The organism is Sphingomonas hominis, from assembly GCF_013328205.1.
Classification (GTDB): Bacteria; Pseudomonadota; Alphaproteobacteria; order Sphingomonadales; family Sphingomonadaceae; genus Sphingomonas; species Sphingomonas hominis.
In genome coordinates, this window is sequence record NZ_JABULH010000001.1 from 373,240 (window position 1) to 399,068 (window position 25,829).

The 25,829-nt window shown below is 66.9% G+C and carries 27 protein-coding genes; 10 read left to right on the top strand and 17 right to left on the bottom strand.

Features of this window, described 5'->3' with window-relative positions:
- Window positions 1-10: 10 nt before the first annotated feature.
- From HRV97_RS01920 to HRV97_RS01940, 5 genes are all read left to right on the top strand, one after another.
- Window positions 11-961, top strand: a complete 951-nt coding sequence (locus tag HRV97_RS01920; RefSeq protein WP_174192003.1) for an ArsR/SmtB family transcription factor — start codon at window positions 11-13, stop codon at window positions 959-961.
- A complete protein-coding gene (gene metF, locus HRV97_RS01925; RefSeq protein WP_174192004.1) occupies window positions 958-1,893 on the top strand; it encodes a methylenetetrahydrofolate reductase [NAD(P)H] in 936 nt (311 codons plus the stop codon). Before HRV97_RS01920 ends, metF begins: the two co-directional genes overlap by 4 nt.
- On the top strand, window positions 1,890-2,936 hold the full coding sequence (locus tag HRV97_RS01930) for a homocysteine S-methyltransferase family protein (RefSeq protein ID WP_174192005.1): 1,047 nt from the start codon (window positions 1,890-1,892) through the stop codon (window positions 2,934-2,936). The genes metF and HRV97_RS01930 overlap by 4 nt, the downstream gene beginning before the upstream one ends.
- 131 nt (window positions 2,937-3,067) lie before the next feature.
- Window positions 3,068-5,740, top strand: coding sequence for a methionine synthase (gene metH, locus HRV97_RS01935; protein ID WP_174192006.1), 2,673 nt, complete (start codon window positions 3,068-3,070; stop codon window positions 5,738-5,740).
- A gap of 36 nt (window positions 5,741-5,776) precedes the next feature.
- Window positions 5,777-5,935: a DUF2256 domain-containing protein gene (locus tag HRV97_RS01940; RefSeq protein ID WP_174192007.1), complete on the top strand. Its 159-nt coding sequence runs from the start codon at window positions 5,777-5,779 to the stop codon at window positions 5,933-5,935.
- 292 nt (window positions 5,936-6,227) lie between these two features.
- Here HRV97_RS01940 and trmB read toward each other — a convergent pair whose 3' ends face one another.
- The gene (trmB, locus tag HRV97_RS01945; protein WP_174192008.1) at window positions 6,228-6,908 is read right to left on the bottom strand and encodes a tRNA (guanine(46)-N(7))-methyltransferase TrmB; all 681 of its coding nucleotides are present in this window, start codon (window positions 6,906-6,908) and stop codon (window positions 6,228-6,230) included.
- Between the two features lie 636 nt (window positions 6,909-7,544).
- Between trmB and HRV97_RS01950 the strand changes: the two genes are divergently transcribed.
- Window positions 7,545-8,363 carry a formate/nitrite transporter family protein gene (locus HRV97_RS01950; RefSeq protein ID WP_174192009.1) on the top strand — a complete coding sequence of 273 codons (819 nt, stop codon included), beginning with the start codon at window positions 7,545-7,547 and terminating at the stop codon, window positions 8,361-8,363.
- A complete protein-coding gene (locus HRV97_RS01955) occupies window positions 8,360-8,950 on the top strand; it encodes a phosphatase PAP2 family protein (protein ID WP_174192010.1) in 591 nt (196 codons plus the stop codon). The genes HRV97_RS01950 and HRV97_RS01955 overlap by 4 nt, the downstream gene beginning before the upstream one ends.
- 70 nt (window positions 8,951-9,020) lie before the next feature.
- Here HRV97_RS01955 and metK read toward each other — a convergent pair whose 3' ends face one another.
- Together metK and lnt are read right to left on the bottom strand one after the other, a co-directional pair.
- Window positions 9,021-10,238, bottom strand: a complete 1,218-nt coding sequence (gene metK / locus HRV97_RS01960; RefSeq protein WP_174192011.1) for a methionine adenosyltransferase — start codon at window positions 10,236-10,238, stop codon at window positions 9,021-9,023.
- Between the two features lie 47 nt (window positions 10,239-10,285).
- Window positions 10,286-11,917 (bottom strand): apolipoprotein N-acyltransferase, encoded by a 1,632-nt coding sequence (gene lnt, locus HRV97_RS01965; RefSeq protein WP_174192012.1) that lies wholly within the window; start codon window positions 11,915-11,917, stop codon window positions 10,286-10,288.
- Between the two features lie 58 nt (window positions 11,918-11,975).
- On the opposite strand from lnt, the gene HRV97_RS01970 reads away from it, so the two are divergent.
- The 3 genes from HRV97_RS01970 (at window position 11,976) to HRV97_RS01980 (ending at window position 12,987) form a co-directional block, all read left to right on the top strand.
- A complete protein-coding gene (locus HRV97_RS01970; RefSeq protein ID WP_174192013.1) occupies window positions 11,976-12,410 on the top strand; it encodes a VOC family protein in 435 nt (144 codons plus the stop codon).
- Entirely contained in the window at window positions 12,407-12,709 is a 303-nt protein-coding gene (locus HRV97_RS01975; protein ID WP_174192014.1) for a polyhydroxyalkanoic acid system family protein, read from the top strand. The genes HRV97_RS01970 and HRV97_RS01975 overlap by 4 nt, the downstream gene beginning before the upstream one ends.
- Before the next feature lie 89 nt (window positions 12,710-12,798).
- Complete coding sequence (locus tag HRV97_RS01980; protein WP_174192015.1) at window positions 12,799-12,987, top strand: hypothetical protein; 189 nt, start codon at window positions 12,799-12,801, stop codon at window positions 12,985-12,987.
- Here HRV97_RS01980 and HRV97_RS01985 read toward each other — a convergent pair.
- From HRV97_RS01985 to HRV97_RS02050, 14 genes are all read right to left on the bottom strand, one after another.
- Window positions 12,972-13,220, bottom strand: a complete 249-nt coding sequence (locus HRV97_RS01985) for a hypothetical protein (RefSeq protein WP_174192016.1) — start codon at window positions 13,218-13,220, stop codon at window positions 12,972-12,974. The two genes, HRV97_RS01980 and HRV97_RS01985, sit on opposite strands and share 16 nt — an antisense overlap.
- Window positions 13,221-13,222: 2 nt before the next feature.
- Complete coding sequence (locus tag HRV97_RS01990; protein ID WP_174192017.1) at window positions 13,223-14,572, bottom strand: PQQ-dependent sugar dehydrogenase; 1,350 nt, start codon at window positions 14,570-14,572, stop codon at window positions 13,223-13,225.
- A gap of 248 nt (window positions 14,573-14,820) precedes the next feature.
- Entirely contained in the window at window positions 14,821-17,046 is a 2,226-nt protein-coding gene (gene katG / locus HRV97_RS01995; protein ID WP_174192018.1) for a catalase/peroxidase HPI, read from the bottom strand.
- A 156-nt stretch (window positions 17,047-17,202) separates the two neighbouring features.
- Window positions 17,203-18,117, bottom strand: a complete 915-nt coding sequence (locus HRV97_RS02000) for a hemolysin family protein (RefSeq protein WP_174192019.1) — start codon at window positions 18,115-18,117, stop codon at window positions 17,203-17,205.
- A gap of 10 nt (window positions 18,118-18,127) precedes the next feature.
- The gene (gene ybeY, locus HRV97_RS02005) at window positions 18,128-18,640 is read right to left on the bottom strand and encodes an rRNA maturation RNase YbeY (RefSeq protein ID WP_174192020.1); all 513 of its coding nucleotides are present in this window, start codon (window positions 18,638-18,640) and stop codon (window positions 18,128-18,130) included.
- Window positions 18,637-19,638, bottom strand: a complete 1,002-nt coding sequence (locus HRV97_RS02010; RefSeq protein WP_174192021.1) for a PhoH family protein — start codon at window positions 19,636-19,638, stop codon at window positions 18,637-18,639. Before HRV97_RS02010 ends, ybeY begins: the two co-directional genes overlap by 4 nt.
- 97 nt (window positions 19,639-19,735) lie before the next feature.
- On the bottom strand, window positions 19,736-21,070 hold the full coding sequence (gene miaB, locus HRV97_RS02015; protein ID WP_174192022.1) for a tRNA (N6-isopentenyl adenosine(37)-C2)-methylthiotransferase MiaB: 1,335 nt from the start codon (window positions 21,068-21,070) through the stop codon (window positions 19,736-19,738).
- A 21-nt stretch (window positions 21,071-21,091) separates the two neighbouring features.
- Window positions 21,092-21,808 carry a lysophospholipid acyltransferase family protein gene (locus tag HRV97_RS02020; protein WP_174192023.1) on the bottom strand — a complete coding sequence of 239 codons (717 nt, stop codon included), beginning with the start codon at window positions 21,806-21,808 and terminating at the stop codon, window positions 21,092-21,094.
- Window positions 21,809-21,831: 23 nt separating this feature from the next.
- The gene (locus HRV97_RS02025; RefSeq protein ID WP_174192024.1) at window positions 21,832-22,254 is read right to left on the bottom strand and encodes a Fur family transcriptional regulator; all 423 of its coding nucleotides are present in this window, start codon (window positions 22,252-22,254) and stop codon (window positions 21,832-21,834) included.
- 58 nt (window positions 22,255-22,312) lie between these two features.
- Window positions 22,313-22,786: a ribosomal protein S18-alanine N-acetyltransferase gene (gene rimI / locus HRV97_RS02030; RefSeq protein ID WP_174192025.1), complete on the bottom strand. Its 474-nt coding sequence runs from the start codon at window positions 22,784-22,786 to the stop codon at window positions 22,313-22,315.
- Complete coding sequence (gene tsaB / locus HRV97_RS02035; RefSeq protein WP_174192026.1) at window positions 22,783-23,421, bottom strand: tRNA (adenosine(37)-N6)-threonylcarbamoyltransferase complex dimerization subunit type 1 TsaB; 639 nt, start codon at window positions 23,419-23,421, stop codon at window positions 22,783-22,785. The genes rimI and tsaB overlap by 4 nt, the downstream gene beginning before the upstream one ends.
- Before the next feature lie 57 nt (window positions 23,422-23,478).
- Complete coding sequence (locus HRV97_RS02040) at window positions 23,479-24,072, bottom strand: malonic semialdehyde reductase (protein WP_174192027.1); 594 nt, start codon at window positions 24,070-24,072, stop codon at window positions 23,479-23,481.
- Between the two features lie 40 nt (window positions 24,073-24,112).
- Window positions 24,113-24,685, bottom strand: a complete 573-nt coding sequence (locus HRV97_RS02045) for a NifU family protein (protein WP_174192028.1) — start codon at window positions 24,683-24,685, stop codon at window positions 24,113-24,115.
- Window positions 24,686-24,764: 79 nt separating this feature from the next.
- The gene (locus HRV97_RS02050; RefSeq protein WP_174192029.1) at window positions 24,765-25,613 is read right to left on the bottom strand and encodes an aspartyl/asparaginyl beta-hydroxylase domain-containing protein; all 849 of its coding nucleotides are present in this window, start codon (window positions 25,611-25,613) and stop codon (window positions 24,765-24,767) included.
- Window positions 25,614-25,829 lie beyond the last annotated feature (216 nt).

The following is a 25,829-nucleotide window of genomic DNA, read 5'->3' on the forward strand; positions in this document are numbered from 1 at the left end:
TCTCGATCCCATGGACGCCGCGCTGGACATCTTTCGTGCCCTTGCCGACAGTTCGCGGCTGCGGATCGTCTGTCTGCTGCGCACAATGGAGCTGTCGGTCGGCGAGCTCGCACAGGTGCTGGGGCAGAGCCAGCCGCGTGTCAGCCGGCACGTCAAGATCCTGACTGACGCAGGGCTAGCCGAGCGGCGCAAGGAAGGAAGTTGGGTATTCGTCGCGCTGGGCGACGAGGCGCGCGTTGCGCCGGTGCTTGCAGCGTTGGATGCATGGGACGCGTCGGACCGACAGGCGAGCGCGGATGCGGCTCGGCTCGCGGCAGTGCGCGCCGATCGTGCGGCGGCGGCGGCGGGCTGGTTCGAGAGCCACGCACGCGAGTGGGACGCGATCCGTTCGCTCCACATCGCCGAGGAGCAGGTCGAGGCGGCGATGGTCCGCGTGCTGGCGGGCGAGCCGATCGGGCGCTTGATCGACATCGGCACGGGCACGGGCCGGATGATCGAGCTATTCGCGCGTGCGGCGACGACGGCGCTTGGCATCGATCGCAGTTCGGAGATGCTGCGGCTGGCGCGCGCGAAGCTCGGCGAGCAGGGGCTGGGTAATGCCGAGCTGCGCCAGGCCGATCTTTACGCATTGCCGCTGGGTGATGGCGGCGCGGATGTGGCGATCCTCCACCACGTGCTGCACTTCGCGCAGCAGCCGGGTGCCGCGATCGCGGAAGCGGCGCGGGTGCTGTCGCCGGGTGGGCGGTTGCTGATCGCCGATTTCGCGCCGCACGATCGCGAGGAATTGCGCACGCAGGATGCGCACACGCGACTGGGCTTCTCCGACGCGCAGATCGAGGGCTGGTTTGCCGCCGCCGGGTTGATGCCTGCGCGGATCGAGACGTTGGAGGGCGGCGAACTGACAGTGAAATTGTGGCTCGGGCGCCAGGCGGGGCGCGCAGGCGAGGTGAAGGCAGCATGACCAAGCAGGTGAACGAAGCGGTGCTGGCACACGACGGCCCGCTCTACGCCGATGTGGGCGGCGATATCGACGTGAGCTTTGAGTTCTCGCCGCCCAAGACCGACAAGGCGGAGGAGAATCTATGGCAATCGATCGCCACGCTTCAGCCGCTGTCCCCGCGCTTCCTGTCGGTCACCTACGGCGCGGGCGGATCGACGCGCGACCGCACCCACGCGACGGTGGCGCGGATCGCGCGCGAGACCGACGTGCCGGCGGCAGCGCACCTCACCTGCGTCGAGGCGACGCGCGAGGAACTGGACGGAATCGCGCAGGAATACTGGGCAGCGGGCGTGCGCCATATCGTCGCGCTGCGCGGTGACGCGCCCGCGGGTGCGGACGGCTATGCGCCGCATCCGGGCGGGTATGAGAATGCGGCGGCGCTGGTGGCGGGGCTGCGGCGGTTGCACCCGTTCGAGATCTCGGTTGCGGCATATCCCGAATGCCACCCCGATTCGAGCGACGCCGCGGCCGACCTCGACAACCTGAAGCGCAAGATCGACGCCGGCGCGAACCGCGCGATCACGCAATTCTTCTTCGAGCCCGACACCTTCTTCCGCTACCGCGACGCGGCGGCAGCGGCGGGGATCACCGCCGAGATCGTGCCGGGCATCATGCCGGTCGCGAACGTCGCGGGCGTGATGCGGATGGCGGCGATGTGCAACACCGACATGCCCGCGTGGCTGACGCGGTTGTTCGAGGGGTTGGACGATCGTCCCGCCGCGCGCCAGCTCGTCGCCGCGACCGTCGCTGCCGAGCTCTGCCGCAAGCTGTATGCCGGCGGGGTAAAGCAATTCCACTTTTACACGATGAACAAGGCCGAGCTGAGCTTCGCAATCTGCCACCTGCTCGGCGTCCGCGCGGGCAGTGAGCAAGCGGCGAGGGCGGCGGCATGAGCGTGCGCGAGATCTTCAACGCCGAAGCCGCCAAACGTATCCTGATCACCGACGGCGCGTTCGGTACCGAGATCCAGAACTGGAAGCTGTCAGAGGCCGATTACGTCGGCACGCTGTCGCTCGGCCACGATCAGAAGGGCAACAACGACATCCTCGCGCTGACCAAGCCCGAGGTCCCCGCCGCGATCCACCGCGCCTATTTCGAGGCGGGGGCGGACATCGCCGAGACCAACACCTTCTCCGCCAATCGCATCAGTCAGGCCGATTACGGCGCCGAAGGTCTGGTGCGCGAGATCAACGTCGAGAGTGCGCGGCTGGCGCGGACGTTGGCCGATGAGTTCACCGCCAAGGACGGCCGCCCCCGCTTCGTCGCGGGCGCGGTCGGGCCGACCAACAAGACGCTGTCGCTCAGCCCCGACGTCAACGATCCCGGTTATCGCGAGATCGACTTCGATTACCTGAAGGACGTGTACCGCGAGCAGATCGACGCGCTGGTAGAGGGCGGCGCGGACTTCGTGCTGATCGAGACGGTGTTCGACACGCTGAACGCCAAGGCGGGCGTGATGGCGGCGATCGAGGCTGGTGCGGCGCTCCGCCGCGATCTGCCGATCATGCTGTCGATGACGCTGACCGACCTGTCGGGGCGCAACCTGTCGGGGCATACCGTCGAGGCATTCTGGCATGCGATCCGCCACGCGCGCCCGCTGACGATCGGGCTCAACTGCTCGTTCGGCGCCGAGCAGCTGCGCCCGCATGTGAAGACGCTGTCGGAGATCTGCGACACGCTGATCATGGTCTATCCCAATGCGGGTCTGCCGAACGAACTGGGTGCGTACGACGAGGCGCCGGCAACGACCGCAGGGCTGGTCGGGCAGTGGGCCGAGGCCGGGCAGGTCAACGTGCTGGGCGGCTGTTGCGGTTCGACGCCCGCGCATATCGCCGCAATCGCGGAAGGCGTGCGTAAGCTGGCACCGCGCACCGTGCCAGTGCCACCGGTGCGCACGCGGCTCGCCGGGCTGGAGCCGTTCTTCATGGCGGCGTGATGCGCAACAGCCTTCTCCCCGCCGGGGAGAGGGTTGGGAGAGGGGGTGCCCGGAAGCGCAGCCCTCGGTGAGACACAAACCCCTCACCCAACCCTCTCCCCGGAGGGGAGAGGGCTACACGAAGACCAACGATGACCAACACCTCCGCCAATTTCGTCAACGTCGGCGAGCGCACCAACGTCACCGGGTCGGCGGCGTTCAAGAAGATGATCATGGCGGGCGACTATACCCGCGCGGTCGAGGTCGCGCGCAGCCAGGTCGAGAACGGCGCGCAAGTGGTCGACGTCAACATGGACGAGGGCCTGCTCGACGCGGTCGAGGCGATGACCACGTTCCTGAAGCTGATCGCCGCCGAACCCGACATCGCGCGCGTGCCGATCATGATCGACTCGTCGAAGTGGGAGGTGATCGAGGCCGGGCTGAAGTGCGTGTCGGGCAAGCCGATCGTCAATTCGATCAGCATGAAGGAAGGCGAGGAGGCGTTCCTCCACCACGCGCGACTGTGCATGAACTACGGCGCCGCCGCGGTCGTGATGGCGTTCGACGAGACGGGGCAGGCGGACACGCAAGCGCGCAAGGTCGAGATCTGCGAGCGCGCGTACAAGCTGCTGACCGGCATCGGCTTTCCGCCCGAGGACATCATCTTCGACCCCAACGTGTTCGCGGTCGCAACAGGGATCGAGGAGCACAACAATTACGGCGTCGACTTCATCGAGGCTTGCCGAGAGATCAAGGCGCGCTGCCCGCACGTTCATATCTCGGGTGGGCTCTCGAACCTGAGCTTCTCGTTTCGCGGCAACGAGCCGGTGCGCCGCGCGATGCATTCGGTGTTCCTGTACCATGCGATCCCCGCGGGCATGGACATGGCGATCGTCAACGCGGGCCAGCTTGACGTCTACGACACGATCGACCCCGAACTACGCACCGCGTGCGAGGACGTGGTGCTCAACCGCGATTCCGAAGCGGGCGACCGGCTCGTCGCACTCGCCGAGCGCTATCGCGGCACCGACGCGGTCGCGGAGAAGCAGGCGGCGGAGTGGCGCGGACTGCCGGTCACCAAGCGGCTCGAATACGCGCTGGTAAAGGGCATCGACGCGCACGTCGTCGATGACACCGAGGAGTGTCGCCAGGCGTTCGCGCGGCCGATCGAGGTGATCGAGGGGCCGCTGATGGACGGGATGAACGTCGTCGGCGACCTGTTCGGATCGGGCAAGATGTTCCTGCCGCAGGTGGTGAAATCCGCGCGCGTGATGAAGAAAGCGGTCGCGCACCTGCTGCCCTTCATCGAGGCGGCGAAGGAGCCGGGCGCCAAGGGCAAGGGCCGGATCATCATGGCGACCGTCAAGGGCGACGTGCACGATATCGGCAAGAACATCGTCGGCGTCGTGCTCCAGTGCAACGGCTTCGAGGTGGTCGACCTGGGCGTGATGGTGCCGTGGTCAAAGATCATCGAGGCGGCCAACGAGAATGACGCCGACATGATCGGTCTGTCGGGGCTGATCACGCCAAGTCTCGACGAGATGGTGACGGTGGCCGAGGAGATGCAGCGCGGAGGCATGACCATGCCGCTGCTGATCGGCGGCGCGACGACGAGCAAGGTCCACACCGCGCTGCGCATCTCGCCCGCCTATCAGGGTCCGGTTGTCCACGTGCTCGACGCGAGCCGCGCGGTCGGCGTCGCGACGACGCTCGTATCGGATACGCAGCGCGACCCGTACGTCACGCAGATCGCGGCCGATTATCAAGCGGTACGCGACGCACGCGAGGGCAAGGGGCAGAATGCACTGCTGCCGCTCGCCGAGGCACGCCGCCGCGGGTTCAAGGCCGACATGGCGATGAAGGCGCCGGCGGTGAAGCAGCCGGGCGTTCACGTGTTCGACGATTGGGACCTCGCCGATCTGGTCGGCTATATCGATTGGACGCCGTTCTTCCGCGCCTGGGAGCTTGCCGGAACCTATCCGGCAATCCTGTCGGACGAGATCGTCGGAGAGAGCGCGACGGGTTTGTACGAGGACGCGCGCGCGATGCTCGACCGCATCGTCGCGGAAAAGTGGCTGACCGCGCGCGGTGTTGCCGGACTGTGGCCGTGCCACCGTCACGACGACGACGTCTGGGTACACGATCGCCATGCCGAGGCGCACCGCAGCCCCGATGGCGCGGCCATCCCGGCGGGGTTCAGCGTCCCCAATCTCGACCGGCGGGACGAGCATTCGACCCGGCTGCCCTTCCTGCGCCAGCAGATCGCCAAGCGAGAAGGCCGCGCCAACATGTGCCTGGCCGACTTCATCGATCCCGCGGGCGACTGGATCGGCGGCTTCGCGGTCGGTATCCACGGCATCGAGCCGCATCTGGCGGCGTACAAGGCGGCACACGACGACTACAATGACATTCTGTTGAAGGCGCTGGCCGACCGCTTGGCAGAGGCGTTCGCAGAGCGGTTGCACCAGCATGTCCGCACCGATCTATGGGGTTACGCGCCTGACGAGCAACTGACCAACGAAGCGCTGGTGCGCGAGCAGTATCGCGGCATCCGCCCGGCGCCGGGCTATCCGGCGTGCCCCGAACATTCGCTCAAGTGCACGTTGTTCGACCTGTTGAACGCCGAGGCGAACGTCGGGCTGGAGTTGACCGAGAGTTTCGCGATGCTGCCGACCGCCGCGGTCAGCGGCTTTTACTTCGGTCACGCGCAGGCGGGATATTTCGGTGTCGCGCGGATCGGTGAGGATCAGCTTGACGATTATGCGCAGCGCATCGGCGTCGACCATGACCGTGCGACGCGGCTGTTGCGCCCCAACCTCGACTGACGAACCTCAGCCACGTTGGCGCGTTGGGCGTCGATCATGGCGCACAAGAAGCTCAACCTTCCGACAAAGATCTGCCCGGTATGCGAGCGCCCGTTCGCGTGGCGGAAAAAGTGGGAGCGTGACTGGGACAACGTCATCTACTGTTCGGATCGCTGCCGACGAGATGCCGCTTCTGCGAAACATTCGCAGAGGTAGTTAAGCGATTGCATATTTTGCAAGCTGGTAGCGATCACATTGCACTTGCGCGGAGAGCTGCTGCGCTGCACAAGGATCGGGCCTTTCAGGCATCCTCTCCTAAAAACTTTTACAGGCCGGGTCTTCCCGGCCTTTTTTTTGGTCCCGCGCTGGTCTAGGCGACTGCCTTAGCCGCAACCCATAATAATGCGCGCAGGAGGATGTCGCCGGTCGGACCGGCGCTGCGAGGGGGGTGAGCGGTAGGATGGCCGCTCACCCGGAACGCCGCACTCCGGCAGCCAAGCCGGTGCGATCACACGCGAATGTAGCGGAAATACCAGACCTCGTGTCCGTGGCGGCGTGCCTTGCGCTCGTAGCGCGTCTCCGGCCAGTCATCTGGGCGCGTCAGGAAATCGCCGGGGCTCTGCGCCTGCCACGTAAAATCACGGCGCTGGTCCATGATCATCATCGCCCAGCGGCAATAGATCTCATCATCGGTGCCGAGCCGGAACTCGCATCCCGGCTTCAGCTTGGCGGCGATCAGGTCCATTGGGCCGTGGTTCATCATCCGCCGCTTGGCATGGCGTGCCTTCGGCCAGGGATCGGGGTGGAGCAGATAGACGCGTTCCAGGCTGGCGTCGGGCAGCCGCTCGATCACCTCCAGCGCGTCGCCCATATGAAGTCGCACGTTGCCGAGCCCGCCGTCGCGGATGTGGCCGAGCGCGCCGACGACGCCGTTCAGAAACGGCTCGCAACCGATGAAGCCGGTCGCGGGCGCGGCCTTCGCCTGCTCGGCAAGATGCTCGCCCGCGCCGAAGCCGATCTCGACCTGCATCGGACGTGCGTCGCCGAACAACCGCTCGGCGGTGAGCGGCTCTTCGGTGGGCACCGCCACGCGCGGCAGCAACTCGTCGACCAATGCTGCCTGGCCTGCGCGCAGGACGTGGCCCTGCCGGCGTCCGTAGAGCCGGCGGATCGTAGTGGGATCGTTCATCCGCGCGCGCCTAGCCGCTGACGCGACAAAACGGAACGTCGAGAAACGAATTGAGTGCTGACGCGCCGCGCCGGTGATTGGGTCGTTCGCGCTGTGGGGGTTTAGCGAAGCCATCGGCGCGACGGTTGACTGCCCCATCGGACTTAACGTTCGTGAGCCGTCGCTCGTTGTGAACCCTCGTGGCGATCGTCTCGAACTCGGTTGTTCGGAACCCGTGATCGCGCAGTCGCAACGAGCGTTGCGTAGGTGTGTGTACGAAGATTTCGGCGAGCTAAGCCCCGGCGTGTAGCCAAAAGCGATGCTCGGGCGGGATGAAGCGGGGCGGACCGAGCCTTTCAATTGCTTGCGGATGCTTACGGTCGAATGATGCACGCGATCGCGCAGAAGGTCGGCGAGCTTAGCACCGTCTCCCTGTGGTCAAGTGAACAGAAGCGAGCATGACGATCGCTGCTTATGACGCGAACGGAGGTGTCTGGAGCCACGTTGAAAGGCTAAAATCCGGATCACAGCGTGCTAGCTCGGGACTAACGCATGTCGCCGCCGTCTAGCCTGTCCGCGAGCGAGGGGTGGGGCGAAGCGGTTCGGCGCTTACACGGCAGCACTGCAACCCTGACCCGCGTCGCTGGTTCAGTAGCGATGTCGGAAAAGGTCGATCAGGAAGACATTGAAGAGCTCAAGGCCGCCGACGCCAAGGAGGTTCACCGCGCGGTACGCCAGGAGGGCGAGGCAGAGGTCAACCGGCCTGCCGCCTCGTTGCTTTGGTCAGGGCTGGCGGCAGGGTTCGCGATCAACGCCTCGCTGCTGGCCGAAGCGGCGCTTCATGCCAGCATCGGAGAAGCGCCGTGGCGTACGTTGGTCGTCTCGCTCGGTTATCCGATCGGCTTCGTGATCGTCGTTCTGGGACGAATGCAGTTCTTCACCGAATCGACGATCACCGCGATGCTGCCGCTGGTGACGCGTCCGTCGTGGTGGACGCTCAAGCGTACGCTGCGCCTGTGGGGTCTCGTGATCCTCGCCAATCTGGCGGGCACCGCGCTGACCACCTTCGCGCTCACGCATCTGCCGATGCTCGACGCCTCGCTGCGCGACGGCATGGTGAGCGTGTCGGAGGTGATCCTGCGCCACGACGCGGCGTCGACGTTCTGGACCGCGATCCCGGCCGGCTTCATGATCGCGTCGATCGCCTGGATGCTGCCCAATGCGCGCGAACAATCGTTTCTGGTCATCTACGCCATCACCTACACGGTCGGGATCACCGGGCTGAGCCATTCGGTGGTCGGATCGGCCGAGGCGTTCACCCTGCTATGGACCGGCCATATAAACGTGACGGGCGCGCTGTTCACGCAGATCGCGCCCGCGGTGCTCGGCAATTTGGTCGGCGGGGCAGGGCTGTTCGCGGTGCTGGCGCACGGCCAGGTGCGCCCCGAAATGCCGGATGGAGGATCGGACCAATGACCGCTTCACGCGTGATCGAACAAGCGGCCGAGGCCGAGCATCGGTTGCTGGAGCCCGTACTCGAGCTGAATGGATCGGCACTGATCCGCGCGCTGACCCCGCTCGCCAAGGCCGCGGACGAGCCGCCGCTGATCGCGCTGAGCCTCGCCACGCTGGCCACGGGGGCGGTGTTGCGGCACCCAAGGACGCTGCGCACCGGTGCGCGGATGTTCGCGGCGCATCTCGTCGCCAACGGGTTGAAGACGGTGTTGAAAGGCGCGGTCGATCGCCGCCGGCCGAATGCGGTCGAGGACGGACCCGAGATCAAGCCGGGTTCGGGCACCGACGACAAGGCGGCGAATGCGTTTCCGTCAGGCCACACCGCGGGTGCGTTGGCGGTCGCGCAGGCGGTGGCGCACGAAGTGCCGCGCTTCGCCGCACCGGCACGCGTCGTGGCGGTAATCGCGGGCGGGATGCAGGTGCCGCGCGGTGCGCACTACGCCAGCGACGTCTTGAGCGGCGCGATCGTCGGATGGGTGTCGGAGCGGATTGCCGGCGTCGTGCTCGATCGCGGCGAGCAGGCGGTTCGTCGCTACGTGCTGCGCTGAGCTAGCGACAAGGAAAAGCCCTCCTCCGACATGAGCGGAGGAGGGCTGATCGAGTAGGCTGCGGCGAACGTTAAGCGACTGCGGCCTTGAGCTGGTCGACCAGGTCGGTCTTTTCCCAGGTGAAGGTGTCACCTTCCGGCTCGCGGCCGAAGTGACCGTAGGCCGCGGTCTTCGAGTAGATCGGCGCATTGAGCTTCAGATGCTCGCGGATGCCCTTGGGCGTCAGGCGCACGAGCTTTGGCAGCGCCTGCTCCAATACCGCTTCATCGACCGAACCGGTACCGTGCAGGTCGACGTACACCGACAATGGCTCCGCGATGCCGATCGCGTAGGAGAGCTGGATCGTGCAGCGCTTGGCGAGCCCCGCCGCGACGACGTTCTTGGCGAGATAGCGCGCGACATACGCGGCCGAGCGGTCGACCTTGGTCGGGTCCTTGCCGCTGAACGCGCCGCCGCCGTGCGGGGCGGCACCGCCGTAGGTGTCGACGATGATCTTGCGACCCGTGAGGCCGGCGTCGCCGTCCGGCCCGCCGATCTCGAACGCCCCGGTCGGGTTAATGTAGATCGCGGTGTCCGCACCCACGAAACCGTCGGGCAGCACGTCGGTCAGCACGCCGGTGACGTAATCCTTCAACTGCGCGTATTTGGCGGCGTCGGCATTGTCGCCCTTCTCGCAGAAGCCCTTCTTATGCTGCGTCGAGACGACCAGTGCGGTCGCCTTGATCGGCGCGCCGTTCTCGTAATGCAACGTCACCTGGCTCTTGGCATCGGGCTCCAGGAACGGCGCCGCGCCGGAGTGGCGGTCGGCGGCCATGCGCTCAAGGATCTGGTGGCTGTAGTAGAGCGTGGCGGGCATCAAGCCGGGCGTCTCGTCGGTCGCGTAACCGAACATGATGCCCTGGTCGCCCGCGCCCTCGTCCTTGTTGCCGGCCTCGTCGACGCCCATCGCGATCTCGGCCGACTGGCCGTGCAAATTGTTCGAGAAGTCGAACGTCTGCCAGTGGAAGCCGTCCTGCTCGTAGCCGATGCGGCGAACGGTGTCGCGCACCGCCTGTTCGATCTCCGCTTCGATGCCCGGCGCCCAGGCGCCGTTCTCGTAAACGCCCTTGCCGCGGATCTCGCCCGCCAGCACGACCTTGTTGGTGGTGGTCAGCGTCTCGCACGCGACGCGCGCCTGCGGGTCCTTGGACAGGAACAGGTCGACGATCGCGTCGGAAATCTGGTCGGCGACCTTGTCGGGATGGCCCTCGGACACGGACTCGGAGGTGAACAGGAACGACTGGCGCATGAAAGCTCCGCAACAGATAACGATATAAAGATAGCTTTAAGTCATCACTATCGCGCGCGGCGGCGGAGGACAAGAGCGGCAGCGACCAGCACCAGCGCGACGATGCCCGCCATCAGATTGCCGGCACGCGCGAACAGCGTAGGGTCGGCAGGCGGCGGCAGCCCCGCCTCGATCGCGCCCGCCCGCAGGTGCGGCACGGTGGCGAGCAGCGTACCGTCGGCGGCAATCACGGCCGAGATGCCGTTGGGCGTGGCGCGAACGACCGGCAGCCCTTCCTCGATCGCGCGCATCCGCGCCTGCGCCAGATGCTGCGGCGGGCCCCAACTGCCGAACCACGCATCGTTCGACGGGTTGAACAGCAGGCGCGGGCGATTCGCGGGATCGACCACCTGGCCGGAGAAGATAATCTCGTAGCAGAGTTGGGTTCCGATCGCGCCGAAGCCGGGCGTGTCGAGCGTGCGCGGACCGGGTCCGGGCAGGAAGTCAAAATCGCCCGGCACCAGCCGCGCGAGGCCGAGCGGTTTGAGCAGCCACGGCATTGGCAGATACTCGCCGTATGGAACGAGGTGCGCCTTGTCGTAGCGCGCGGCGAGCCGCGCGTCGGGCGTAACTGCGAACACCGAATTGTAGCCGGCGGTGATATCGCCCTTTCCATCGAAGGTCAGCGCGGTGCCGCCGGTCAGCAGCAGGTCGCGCGGTCCCAGCAGTGCGGCCATCCGCTCGCGGATGAGGTAGGGGCTGCGGTCGCCGTAGACCCAGAACGGATAATCGTCCTCTATGAAGTCGCGGACCACGCCTTCGGGCCAGACGACCAGTCGCGGCGCGCTGCCGGGGCGGCCCGACAGCGCCGACAGGCGACGCAGCATCATCTCGCCGTCGCTCTCACCGCGCTCGTCCTGCGCGACATTGGGTTGCACCACAACGACGCGCGGGGTCGTGGGCGTGAGCGGAGGCGCCGTGTCGCGGTAACTGAACGCCTGCGCGATGAGCAGCAGCACGACCGTGAGGCCCGCGATCGCCGGACCGAGCCGCCGGCGTCCACCGACGAGCAGCAGGCCCGCGAGCAGCACCGTCAGCCCCGACAGGCCGTAGGTGCCCACCCAGCGCGCCAGCATCGCCGCCGGCTGCACCGGTACCCAGACGACGCCGAGCGGGTCCCAGGCGTAGCCGGTGAACATCCAGCTTCGCACCCACTCGGTCGCGATCCACGCCGCGGCGAACAGCAGCACCCAGGCGAGGTCGATGCGGCGCGCGCGCCAGCGCCACGCGATCCCGGCCGCGACCATCGGATAGACCGCGAGGTAGAGCGCGAGCGCGAGGGGCGCGACATAGCCGAGCACGGGCGGCATCTTGTCCTGAAAATCAAAGGCGTGCTGAAACCAATTGTCGTTGATCGTGAAGTGTCCGACCCCGAACACCCAACCGCGCCACAATGCCGCCTTCCACGTCGGCGCGTCGTGCACCAGCCACATCCAGCCCGCGAAACAGGTGAGCGTCAGGACCCAGAGCTGAAGCGGCGCGAACCCGCACGCCGCCGCTGCGCCGAGCAACAAGGCGGAGAGCGCGGGATAATGGCGGATAAGCGTGACGAACAACCGGACTTCCTCGATGCCGCGCGCGAACGCCGCGGGCTCGCGCGTGTTTGCGCGAGCGGCACACGCGGCACAAGTGATACGCATCACCGGCAGCGCGAACGGGGGCGTGACGGAGCGCCCAGCGCGCTTTAGACCGGTTCCTATGACACTCAGGCCATTCCACCTCGCTTTTCCGGTCCATGACCTCGCGGCCGCGCGTGCGTTCTACGCCGGCGTGCTCGGTTGCCGCGAAGGGCGGTCGAGCGATCAGTGGATCGATTTCGATCTGATGGGGCATCAGATCGTCGCGCACCTAGATCCCGCGGCGAGAGCAGTCGCCGTTGCGAACGAAGTTGACGGCCATCACGTGCCGGTGCCGCATTTCGGGGTCGTGCTGACCATGCCCGACTGGCAGGCGCTCGCCGACCGCGTGGCCGCCGCGGGAGTGACGTTCGGGATCGAGCCGCACGTCCGCTTCAAAGGGCAGGTCGGCGAGCAGGCGACGATGTTCTTCCGCGATCCCTCCGGCAACGCGTTGGAGTTCAAGGCGTTCGTCGACGATCAGATGTTGTTCGCGACCGAGGAGATGCCCGCATGAGCCAGCCGATCGAAGTCGACCTGCCGCACCGCCTTGGCAAGGCCGCCGCCAAGCAGCGGATCGAGGGCGGCTTCGGCAAGCTCGCCGGCTTCATCCCCGGCGGTCACGTCGCCGAACATCACTGGACCGGCGACACGCTCAACTTCGTCGCCGAAGGCATGGGGCAGCGCGTGGCGGTGCGGCTCGATGTCAGCGACAGCAACGTCCACGCCTCGTTCGAGCTGCCGGGTTTCCTGGCGATGTTCGGCGACCAGCTCCGCGCCAAGTTGCAGAAGGAAGGCCCCAAGCTGCTTGAGTAGCAAATAACCTCCACAATGGAGGTACCCGCAACGAAGCGGTGGGTCGTTCGCTCAAGGGGCGAAGGGACCTTTGTTTAATGCGTGACGTGTTGATCCCGGTGCTCGATGCACCGGTCGAGGGCGACGCCGGATGGCGCGGCGTTGATCCAGAATTGCTTGCCGTTCTCCACCGCGACGTGCTCGAAACGATTCGGGTGACGATCGAAAGGTCTGCGCACCCCAGTTGCGCCTGCTGCCACGAATTGGCCGCAGCACTCGATCGCTATCTGGTCGAATAATCCGCAAAGGCGGTCGTCCGCAGCCTGCGCCGGCGGCGTTGCATGATAGCCGCGACAGTCACGACCGGCCCGGCACCGAGCAGCGATGCCGCATCAAAGCCGATTGCGGGACCGATACGTGACACGGCGGCATATTGGCTCGCCTTCGCCAGTGCCACCGTGACGACGATGAAAGCGAGAGCGTCGACGACCCGTTGTGCCGAGAACGACGCGCGACCGCGCGCCGCCTCCATCGTCAGCGTGCCGCCGCGACCACCGGCTGGTTCCCGCTGACCCGCCAGATCGTGTTGCCGACGTCGTCTGCGACCAGCAGACCGCCGCGCGCGTCCGCCTTCACGTCGACCGGCCGGCCGTGCGCCTCGCCGTCCGCGTTGACGAAGCCGGTCAGCACGTCGATCGGCTTCGCGCCCTTCACCGGCCAACCGCGCGGGGTGAAGGGGACGAACACGATCTTATAGCCCGACAGCGGCTTGCGGTTCCACGATCCGTGCTCGCCGACGAAGGTGCCGCGCGCGAAGCGGTCGCCCAGCCGCACATCGTTGGCGAACGACAGGCCGAGTGCCGCGACGTGCGGCCCCAGCGCGTAATCGGGACGCTTGGAATATTGCTGGAGTTCCGGGTTCTTCGGCTCGACGCGCGGGTCGGGATAGCCACCCCAATAATACCACGGCCAGCCGAAGTGATCGCCGAACTCGACTGCCGTCAGGTAATCGGGCGCGAGGTCGGAGCCGAGCATGTCGCGCTCGTTGACCACGGTCCACAAGGCGCGCGTGTCGGGGTTGAGCGCCATGCCGTTGGCGTTGCGCAGGCCCGCGGCGTAGATGCGGAAGGTCTTTTCCTTCGGGAAAACCTGGAGGATGGCGGCGCGGTTGCGTTCCTGGTCGAGCCCGTTCTCGGCCACATTCGACGACGAACCAACCGACAAATAGAGCGTGCGTCCGTCCTCCGAGGCGATGACGTTGCGCGCCCAGTGGTTGCCGCCACCCGGATAACGGATGACCAGTTCGGGCTTGGCAGTGATCTTCGTCTCGCCCGCGGTGTAGGGCACGCGCACCAGCGAGTCGGTGTTGGCGACGTAGAGCTGACCCTCGAACAGCACCATGCCCGAGGGCGAGTTGAGCCCGGTCATGAACGGCGTCTTCAACTCCGCTACGCCATCACCGTTGGCGTCGCGCAGCAAGGTAATACGGTTGGCGGAGGGCACGCCCGCGCCGACGCGGCCGAGCAGCGTCTTCATCACCCAATTCTTGATGCCGCCACCCTCGCGCGGGGGCGAGTTGGTTTCGGCCACCAGCACATCGCCGTTGGGCAGGCGGTACAGCCAGCGCGGATGGTCGAGCCCGGTCGCGAACGGTTGCACACGCAGGCCCGCAGCGACGATGGGGCGCTCGCCGTTCTTCCACCCGATCGGATCGGCGGTGCCGACCGTCGGGATGACCTGCTGGCGCGGCGCGGTGATGTCGGGACGCGCGCCCGCGACCGCGTTGACGTCGAGCTTGGCCTGGTCGGGCCAGGCGAGCCACACAAAGATGCCGATGGCGACGAGGACGATCAGGCCGAAGACGGCGAGCACATGCTTGAGCATGAGCGATATGTAAGCGCTCGCGCGGTACGATGCACGCGGCTTGTGCGCGGCGAAAGGATGCGGGGAAACGATAAGGCCGCCGGCATGGGGGGCATGCCGACGGCCACCGACTAGGCAGCTCCCGGTGCGACCCGAAGGGCTTGCGTCGCCGATCTCGAATGGAAAGGGCGGACCGCAGGAAGCGATCCGCCCTTCACCGTGTTGGTGGCTGCGCTACCGGCTGGTGCCGGCGGGCGCAACTACATGGATCACAGCAGGTCGTAGCGATCCGCGTTCATCACCTTGTTCCAGGCCGCCACGAAGTCGCTGACGAACTTGTCGCCCGCGTCGTTCATCGCGTAAACCTCGGCCACCGCACGCAGCTGCGAGTTGGAGCCGAAGATCAGGTCGGTACGCGACGCGGTCCAGCGATGCTCATGGCTGATGCGGTCGGTGCCGACATATTCCTGATCGCTCTTCTCATCGACCTGCTTCCACGCCGTCTTCATGTCGAGCAGGTTGACGAAGAAGTCGTTGGTCAACTGGCCCGGACGGTCGGTGAACACGCCGTGCTGCTTCGCGTTCGAGTGGTTGGTGCCCAGCACGCGCAGACCGCCGATCAGCACCGCCATCTCCGGCGTCGACAGACCGAGCAACTGCGCCTTGTCGACCATCAACTCCTCGGTCGGCACGGTGAAGCGCACCTGCAGGTAGTTGCGGAACGCATCGGCCTTGGGCTCGAGCACGTCGAAGCTCGCCGCATCGGTCTGCTCCTCCAGCGCGTCGGTGCGGCCCGGGGTGAACGGCACCTCAACCTCGTGACCGGCCGCCTTCGCCGCCGCCTCGATCCCGACGTTGCCGCCGAGCACGATCAGGTCGGCGATCGAGACGCGCTTCGCACCCTCGCTCGGGTCCTTGGCGTCGAACTCGGCCTTGATGCCCTCATAGACCTTGAGCACGCGCGCGAGCTGTTCCGGCTCGTTGACGTCCCAGTCCTTCTGCGGCGCGAAGCGGATTCGCGCGCCATTGGCACCGCCGCGGTGGTCCGACTTGCGATAGGTCGAGGCCGATGCCCAGGCGGTGGTGACCAGCTCGCTGATCTCCAGACCCGAATTGGCGATCGTCTTCTTCAGGTCGGCGACGTCGAACGAGTCGATCGGCTTGTAGTCGGCAGCGGGGATCGGATCCTGCCAGATCAGGTCCTCGCTCGGCACTTCGGGGCCGATGTAGCGCTGCTTGGGACCCATGTCGCGGTGGGTCAGCTTGAACCACGCGCGTGCCCATGCGTCGGCGAAGTAGGCCGGATCGGCGCGGAACTTCTCCATCACCGCACGGTAGGCGGGGTCCTCGCGCAGCGCCATGTCGGCGCTGGTCATCATCGTCGGGACCTTCTTGCCCTCGATGTGCGCCGAAGGCGCCAACGTGTCCTCGGGATCGCCGACCGGATGATATTGGTTCGCGCCCGACGGGCTCTTGGTCAGTTCGTACTCGTGATCCAGGAGCATGTCGAAATAGGTCATGTCCCAGGTGATCGGCGTCGGCGTCCACGCGCCCTCGATGCCCGAGGTGATCGTGTCGTCGCCCATGCCGGTGCCGTGCGTGCTGGTCCAGCCCAGGCCCTGCGCCGCGATGTCCGAACCCTCCGGCTCACGGCCGACCTTGGACGAATCACCGTTGCCGTGCGCCTTGCCGAACGTGTGGCCGCCCGCGGTCAGCGCAGCGGTTTCCTCATCGTTCATGCCCATGCGCGCGAACGTTTCGCGCATGTCGCGTGCCGAGCCCATCGGGTTGGGCTTGCCGCCCGGACCCTCAGGGTTGACGTAGATCAGACCGTGCTGGATCGCGGCGAGCGGGTTCTCGAGCGCGAGACCGGCTTCCTCGTCGATCCGCGTCTGGCCGAGCCACTCTTCCTCGGTGCCCCAGTAGATGTCCTTGAGCGGCTCGAACACGTCCTCGCGGCCGCCCGAGAAGCCGAAGGTCGGTCCGCCCATCGACTCGATCGCGACGTTGCCGGTCAGGATGAACAGGTCGGCCCAGCTGAGCGCGCGGCCGTACTTCTGCTTGATCGGCCACAACAGGCGACGCGCCTTGTCGAGGTTGCCGTTGTCCGGCCACGAGTTGAGCGGCGCGAAGCGCTGCGCGCCCGACGACGAACCGCCGCGACCGTCGCCGGTGCGATAGGTGCCGGCAGAGTGCCACGCCATGCGGATGAAGAACGGACCATAGTGACCGTAATCGGCCGGCCACCACGGCTGGCTGTCGTTCATCAGCGCGGTCAGATCAGCCTTCACCGCGGCATAGTCGAGCGTCTTGAACGCTTCACGATAGTTGAACTCGGCGCCCATCGGATTGGCGGGCTGGCCGTCGCTTTGCAGGATCTCGAGCGGCAGCGTGTCGGGCCACCAATCGCGCGCGGTGCGACCCAGCAGCGAGCGCATCGCGGCGGGCTGCTTGCTCGGATCGTTGATCGGGCTGCCTTCGGTAATGGCGTCCATGTGTTTCTTGCTCCTCGTCGGCGCGTTGCGGCCGCTTGGTTCCCGCACGTCGTGCAGGCGCGGCTCGAATTAGTGGGTATCTGTGTCTAACCGGTGACGATTGATCGGGGAAACGCTAAATCACGTCGCCACTGATCGTTATGTTCGATCAGGCGATCACTCGTCGTCCGCGTCGGGCGGGATCACCGGCGGGTGCAGCCGCACACGATTGACGCGCCGCTCGTCGGCGTCGATCACCTCGATCTTCCACCCGCTCGGATGGTCGAGGCAGTCGCCGACCACCGGCACGTGGCCCGCGAGCACCGCGGTCAGCCCACCGATCGTGTCGACGTCATTCTCCACCTCGGCGAGGCGGGGGTCGATCGTCTTGGCGATATCGTCCAGTTCGCAACGCGCATCGGCGTCCCACGCGCCGCCGTCGATCGGCACCAGCAGCATCTCGCGCGCTTCGTCATGCTCGTCCTCGATCTCGCCGACGATCTCCTCGATCAGGTCTTCGATCGTGACGAGTCCTTCGGTGCCCGAATATTCGTCGAGCACCACCGCCAGGTGGACGCGCGTCTGGCGCATGTCGGCGAGCAGGTCGAGCGCGCCGCGGGACATCGGCACGTAGAGCGGCTGGCGGATCAGCGCGGTGATCTCGGCCGGGCGCGCGGCGCCACCGGCCAGGATGTTGAACACGTCCTTGATGTGGACCATGCCGACGATCGTATCGAGGTTCTCGTGGTAGACGGGCAGGCGGCTGACACCCGCTTCGGCGAACACCTGCACCAGATGGTCGAACGTGGTGCGCTCCTCCACCGCGATGATGTCCGCGCGCGGCACGCCGACGTCGCCCGCGTCGCGCTCGCCGAAATGGAGCAGATTGCGCACCATCTGCCGCTCCAGCGGGGTCAGGTCGCCCTTGGCGTCGGGGCCGGGATCGTCCTCGTGCCGGTCGATCACCTCTTCCAGCTGGTCACGCAGCGTTTCCTCGCGCTGTTCGCCGAAGATCAGGTTGCGCAGACCGCTCCAGATATTCTGTTCATTGGGGTCGCCGCCGTGCGCGGCGCTACTTCGGTCCTCGGCCATAGTGGCTGCGTCATTCCTCTCGGATCAGATACGGGTCGGCGATGCCGAGTTCGGAGAGCGCCGCGCGTTCGATTTCCTCCATCGCGTCCCCCTCTTCGTCGGTGCCGTGATCATAGCCTAGCAGATGCAGCGTCCCGTGCACCACCAGGTGCGACAGGTGATGCTCGACCGAAATGCCGCGTTCCGCTGCCTCGCGCTCGCAGATGCCGTGGGCGAGCACGATGTCGCCCAGCAGCACCTCGCCGTCGTCGCTGTTCTGCGTAACGGTATCGATCAGATCGGGCTGCACCATCGGGAACGACAGCACGTTGGTCGGCTTGTCCTTGCCGCGATATTGCCTGTTGAGCGCATGAACCTCGTCGTCGCTGGTCAGCCGGACGCTCACCTCGACGTGCGCCGGGGTGGTCAGCAGTTCGCCGTGCGGAGTACGCGACACCGCCGCGCGCGCGGCAGCAAGGATCAGCGCGTCCCAGTCGGTGCGGTCATCCCAAGGCGCCTCGCGCGTCAGCTCGACGTGGATCATGCCTCGACCCCCTCGTATGCCTCGACGATGCGCCCGACGATCGGGTGGCGCACGACGTCGGCTGCGGTGAAGCGGCACAGCGAAATGCCCTCGACCCCGTCCAACCGCTGCGTCGCGTCGGCAAGGCCGCTCGCGCGGACGCCGCCGGGCAGGTCGGTCTGGTTGGGGTCGCCGCAGATCACCATGCGGCTGTTCTGCCCGAAGCGGGTCAGGAACATCTTCATCTGCGCGGGCGTCGTGTTCTGCGCTTCGTCGAGGATCACGAACGCGTCGGCGAGCGTGCGCCCGCGCATGAACGCAATCGGTGCGATCTCGATCTCGCCCGACGCGATTCGCCGCTCGACCTGCTCGGCGGGCAGGCAGTCGTACAGCGCGTCGTACAACGGGCGAAGATAGGGATCGACCTTCTCCTTCATGTCGCCGGGCAGGAAGCCGAGCCGCTCGCCCGCCTCGACCGCGGGGCGCGACAGGATCAGCCGCTGGACGCTGCCGGTGATCAGCTGCGCCACCGCCTGCGCGACCGCGATATAGGTCTTGCCCGTACCCGCCGGCCCCAGCGCAAAGATCATGTCGTTGGTGGTCAGCTCGCGCATGTAATGCGCCTGCGCCGCGGTGCGCGGCACGATCGTCTTCTTGCGCGTGCGGATCATCACCGATGGCGCACCGGGCCCTGCGTCGGCGCGGATGATGCCGGTCAGCACCGGCTCCGCCGCCATCGCGATCGACGCGTCGACCAGGCCGGTATCGACCTCCTCGCCGCGTTGCAGCCGCTGGTACAGGTCGTTCAGCACGTCACGCGCCAGCGCGACCTGCTCGGCGGTCCCCTCCAGCCCGACGCGATTGCCGCGCGCGGTGATGTAGACCCCCAACCGGTTTTCCAGCGCGACCAGATGCTGATCGTATTGGCCGAACAACTGCACCAGCAGTTGCGGCCTGTCGAACAGGAGTTCGACGCGGGCACGTTCCCCCGTCTGGGCGGGAGCAGGCTTGCGACTCATGCGGTCCTTTCGTTGCACACCCCAAGGTGAGCACTCGCGGGCGCGTGCGCAACTGCCGCGTGCATCGCCCAGATCAGGAAATCGTCACTCCCTGCGCTCAGGCCGCGACCGCGACGCGCGCCTCGCCCGCCAGCGAGTTCGGCCCGGCCTGCGTCAGCGTGACCTCCACCACGTCGCCGATCGCGTAATCGCCGATCAGGTGAACCGATTGCAGCCACGGCGACTTCCCGAGCCATTGCCCCGGCAGCTTGCCGCGCCGCTCAACCAGCACGCTGCACGTTTGCCCGAGCGTGCCCGCGTTGAACGCCGCCTGATCGCGGTTGAGCGCGGCCTGCAGACGTTGCAGGCGATCGTCCATCACCTCGGGCGCGACCTGTTCGGCCATGTCGGCCGCCGGCGTGCCGGGGCGGGGGCTGTACTTGAACGAATATGCCTGTGCGTAGCCGACCGCATCGACCAGGCTCAGCGTTTCGGCGAACTCGGCCTCGCTCTCGCCGGGGAAACCGACGATGAAATCGCCCGACAGCGCGATGTCGGGGCGGGCGTCGCGGATGCGGTCGAGCAGCCGAAGATAGCTATCGCGCGTGTGGCTGCGGTTCATGGCCCTGAGCACCCGGTCCGCGCCCGCCTGCACCGGCAGATGGAGGAACGGCATCAGGCTTTCGACATCGCGGTGCGCGTCGATCAATCCCTGGCGCATGTCGTTGGGGTGGCTGGTGGTGTAGCGGATGCGCGACAGGCCTGAGATGCGGTCCATCGCGCGGATCAGGTCGTGCAGCCCGCGACCGTCCGCATCCTCCCACGCGTTGACGTTCTGCCCCAGCAACGTGATCTCGCGTGCGCCGGCATCGACCAGCGCCTTCGCCTCATCCAGCACCTGCGCGAACGACCGGCTCACCTCCGCGCCGCGCGTGTAGGGCACGACGCAATAGGTGCAGAATTTGTCGCACCCCTCCTGCACGGTCAGGAACGCGCTCGGCCCGACCTTGCGACGGGCAGGCAGCGCGCCGAACTTCGAGGCGAGCGGCATGTCGGTGTCGAGCGCGGCACTGCCCGACGCCGCGTCGGCGACCAGCCGCGGCAGGTTATGGTACGCCTGCGGCCCGACCACCACGTCGACCTTGGCGCGGCGCACGATCTCCGCGCCCTCGGCCTGCGCGACGCAGCCCGCCACCGCGATCATCGGTGCGCGCCCATCCTTGCCGGCATGCTTCCGAATGCGGCCGATGTCCGAATAAACCTTCTCGGTCGCCTTCTCGCGAATGTGACAGGTGTTGAGCACGACGAGGTCGGCGGCATTGGCGTCGTCGGTCGCGGTCAGGCCGTCGGCGGTCATCAACTCGGCCATGCGCTCGCCGTCGTAGACGTTCATCTGGCAGCCGAACGACTTGACGTGAAAGGTTTTCGGGGGCGATTTCATGCGCGTGCCCATAAGGCAAAGCGTCGTAGATCGCTACCGTGCGGCGGCGGCGATTCGCCCGCGCGCCTCGGCCGCAATCGCCTTGCGGTCGCCGCTGGACGCGAACGGTTCGAGGAAGTGCAGCGTCGCGGTGAAGCGTCCGGCGCGCGCGAGGACGCGGCGTGCGTGGTCGATGCCGGGCTCGTCGCCGACCCAGGCGAGCTCGGCCGTCGCCGCACCATAATCGATCCGCACGGGTTGGACCATCAGCCCGGCGGGCGCCGGATCGAGCGCGCCGAGCAGCGCCGCCTTGAACGGCAGCAGCGTCACGCCGTCACCGGTCGTGCCTTCGGGAAAGATCGTCACCGGCCACGGCTGTGACAGAGCGTCGCGCAATTGCGCCACCTGCGCCGCAACGTTCATCCGGTCGCCGCGCGCGACGAAGATCGTGTGATTGAGCGTGCACAGCCAGCCGATCAGCGGCACGGCGCGCAACTCGGCCTTTGCGACGAAGGCGGTGCCGTTCGCGCCCGCGAGCAGCAGGATGTCGATCCAGCTCAGGTGGTTGGCGAGCACTACCACGTCGCGCTTGAGCGGCTGCCCGACCACGCGCACCCGCGCGCCGACGATCCGCGCGACCGTGCCGAGGAATCGCCGCGGCCAGGGGGAGGGCGCGCGCACCAGCCGCCACGCGCCGTGCAGCATCAGGCCCACCAGTAACGCGACGACGAGCAGCGCCAGCCGCATCGCCGTCCAGATCGCGCCACTCATGCCTGTGGTCTCAGCCGGCGTCCTCAATCCTTGCGGGTGAGGCTGACGCCGTACAATTCCATCCGGTGATCGACCAGGCGGAAGCCGAGCTTCTCCGCAATCGCCTTCTGCAATTGCTCCAGTTCGGGATCGACGAATTCAATCACCTTGCCCGTCTCAACGTCGATCAGGTGATCGTGATGCGCCTCCGGGCTCGGCTCGTAGCGCGCGCGGCCGTCACCGAAATCGTGACGGTCGAGAATGCCGGCTTCCTCGAACAGGCGCACCGTGCGGTACACGGTCGCGATCGAGATACCGGAGTCGATCTTCGACGCGCGCTCATACACCTTTTCCACGTCGGGGTGGTCGTCGGCTTCGGACAGCACGCGCGCGATGACGCGGCGCTGCTCGGTGATGCGCAGGCCCTTCTGCTGGCAAAGGGCTTCGAGATCGATGTTGCGAGGCATGAACGCGCTCTTAAAGCGTCGGGCTTGTTGCGAAAAGCGCTACCGACTCGCAAAAAGCTTAGACGTCACGGGCGTAAGTATGCGCGTCGAAACTCTCGCCCGACTTGGCGCGATAATAATCGCGCCGCTCGCCCGCCTTGGTGAACCCGTGCGCGGCGTAGAGCGCGACCGCGGGATTGTTGGCGCGTACCTCCAAATGGACGCGGCGAACACCGCGTCCACGGCATTCGGCCAGCATCGACCGCATCAGCGCACCCGCGACGCCGCGGCGGCGGCAGGCCGGATCGACCGCAATTAGCAGCAATTCCGCCTCGTCGATGATCGCGCGGACCAAGGCAAAGCCGACCAGCTCGCCCTCGATCCGCGCGAGCGTCAGCCACACGCCCGGCATGGTCAGGATGCCCACGCATTGCGCACGCGTCCACGCCTCGCCGTAGCGCGGCTCGAACGCCGCCTGCATCACGCGGTCGACCGCGTCGGCGTCGCTGACGCGCCCGCTCGCGATCTCGACCGCGTGGAGTTGCGTGCTCACCGCGGCGCCTTGGGTGAGGGCAGTTTCGCGTCGGGCGCGCGGCCGTAGAGCGGGGCAGGGGAAAGCGCGCGATAGTCGGGCGGCAGCAGCAGCGCGTCGGCCGCATCGGGCCAGGCTTTCGCGACCGGAAAGTCGGGATCGAGGTCCGCCAGCCAGCGCGTTCCACTACCCACCGCGCGGCGCATGCCCAGCGCGGCGAGCGCCGCCTCGGGACGGAGCGACTGCACCTCACCCAGCGCGCGGAAAGGGGCGGCGAACACCTGCATGAAGACCTCACCGTGCCCGCCTTCGGTCACCACCGCAAGCTCACCTACGTCGCCATCAGCCAGCGCCGCCGCCGCGATCAGCGCCAGCGCGCTATACCCGCGCGCCTCGGCTCCCCAGCCGAGCGCCAGCGCGCGTGCCGCGGCGATCCCGACGCGGATGCCGGTGAAGCTGCCCGGCCCGACATCGACCAGGATGTGGCGCGCGCGCCCGCCGTCCGGCAGCTCGGCGATCATCGGCAGCAGCCGCTCGGCATGGCCGCGCCCGACCACGTCGTGCCGGCGTGCGAGCAGCGTCTCGTTCTCGAATAGTGCGACCGAGCAAGCGGCGGTCGCGGTGTCGATGACGAGCAGGCGGGCTGCGTCGCTCACGTCAGCGGCTCGGAAAGCAGGAGAAGCATCGCGCAGGCTTTCGCCGCCCGCGCGGCTTCATGCAACCGTGTTGAACTTCTCGAACGCAGGACGCGGGCTACGGTCGTACACCGAGCCGGGATCGCCGTGGCCGAGCGTCATGATGAAGTTGGTGCGGACCGCAGGGGTGTCAGCGAAGAACGCCTTGTCGACCGCGCCGCCGTCGAACCCCGACATCGCGCCGATATCGAAGCCGAGTGCGCGTGCCGCCAGGATCAGGTACCCACCTTGCAGCGACGAGTTGCGGAACGCCGACGCTTCACGCAGCTCGCGATTGCCGTCGAACCAGCTCTCGGCGTCGGTGTGCGGGAACAACTCGGGCAGATGCTCGTGAAACTCGGTGTCCATGCCGATGACGACGGTCACCGGCGCGCTCAACACCTTGGGCTTGTTCGCCTCCGAGCAGCAATCGGCGAGTTTTGCCTTGGCCGCGTCAGACCTGCACCAAACCAATCGCGCGGGCAGTTGGTTGGCGGAGGTCGGCCCCATCTTCGCCAGCTCCCAGATCGCGCGGCAATCGTCCTCGCTGACGGGCTGATCGGTGTAGCCGTTGTAGCTGCGCGCGGTGCGGAACAGCTGGTCGAGCGCGGCGTCGTTCAGGGGCTGGGACATGAAGGCTCCGAAAGGTCGAGAAAGGCTAAAGGGCTGCGGATCAGACCGCGCGCACTTCGCTCACTTCGGGCACGTAATAGCGCAGCAATTGCTCGATGCCGTTCTTCAGCGTTGCGCTCGACGACGGGCACCCCGCGCACGCACCCTGCATCCGCAGATACACCTTGCCCTTGTCGAAGCCACGATAGACGATGTCGCCGCCATCGTTCGCCACCGCCGGGCGCACGCGCGTCTCGATCAAGTCCTTGATCTGCGCCACGATGTCCGCATCAGCAGGATCATCGGCAAAAGCTTCCTCTTCCGCCGGTACCGAGAAGCCGGCCGTGGCCGGGCGGAACAGCGGCATCTGTGCCGCGAAATGATCCATCAAAATGCCGAGCACGTCGGGCTTGAGCATCGCCCACGACGTACCGGGTGCCGCCGTCACCGACACGAAATCGCGCCCAAAGAACACGCCGGTCACGTCGCCCAGGTCGAACAACGCCTGCGCCAGCGGGCTCGCCTCGGCTTCCTCGGGCGTCGCGAAGTCGCGCGTGCCCTCATCCATCACGACGCGGTTCGGCAGGAACTTCAGGGTCGCCGGGTTCGGCGTGACTTCGGTCTCGATCAGCATGGGCGCGATGTGGCCCGAGGCGACGGCTGGATCAAGCGGGTTGCGCGAAAGCGATCGTTTCAGCGCGCGTGCCCCGCCTTCACACGTCCAGCTGCTTTACCGCCGCGTTCCATTTGGCGACATTGTCGCGCGCTTCCTGCACGAACGCGCTGCGCTTGACGAAGCCGAGGAACAGGTCCGCGAACCATTTGCCCGGCTGACGCAGCGGGCGCTCAAATTGGATCAGCAGCACGACGCGGGTGCTCTCCGTGTCATTCCACACCTCGTGATCGTAGGTGTCGTCGAACACGAGCGTCTGCCCCTCCGACCAGCGCACGATACGGTCGTCGACGCGCATCCGTACATCGCCGTCGCGCGGCACGATCAATCCCAAGTGGCAGGTGATCAGCCCCTTGGTCACGCCGCGATGCGCCGGGATGTGCGTGCCCGGCGCCAGAATCGAGAAGAACGCCGAGTTCAGCCCCGGGATCGCCTCGATCACCGCCTTGGTGCGCGGGCAGCGCGCTAGATTGTCGTCGATCGGATAGCCGTAACCCCACAGAAAGAACGACCGCCACTTGTTCACTTCCGCGATCGAGCGGTGGTCGGGCGAGATCGTGGCGAGGCTCGGCGCGGCATGGCCCACCAGCGCGGCCGCGGTCGCCTCCGCACGGATCGCCGCCCACTCGTCGCGCAATCCTTGCGTCCAAGCGAAATCGCGCACGTCGAGCACCGGATCGTTCGGCACCAGCGACGATCCCGCGATCAGCCGGTCGAAGATCCCGCGCAGATGCTTGCCGACGCGGATGATCAGCGGGCGATTGCCTTCCGCCTTCATCGCCGCACCCGGCGCCGGCGCGCCCGAGATGACGTTCGGGTCGGGGATCGTCGCCTTCGCGCCCGTGCTGCGCTGCCACGTGCCCGGTTCGACAAGCTTTTCTGCAATCATGGCACTGTCCACTGCTTGGCTCGATCCGCTCCGGTCATGCGCGTGTCCGGGGTGGGTAGCGCTCTGCTACCGGCGCAACGCGACGAAATGATGGCATCGATGCGGCGAAGCGTGAGTGTCCCCGTGCGGACGGGTCAGCAATGTGTTTCCCCGCGCCTTCTCTGGCATGCTCCGCGTCGCGCTGGACGTTGCGGAGGCGCCGCACCATGCCTACAC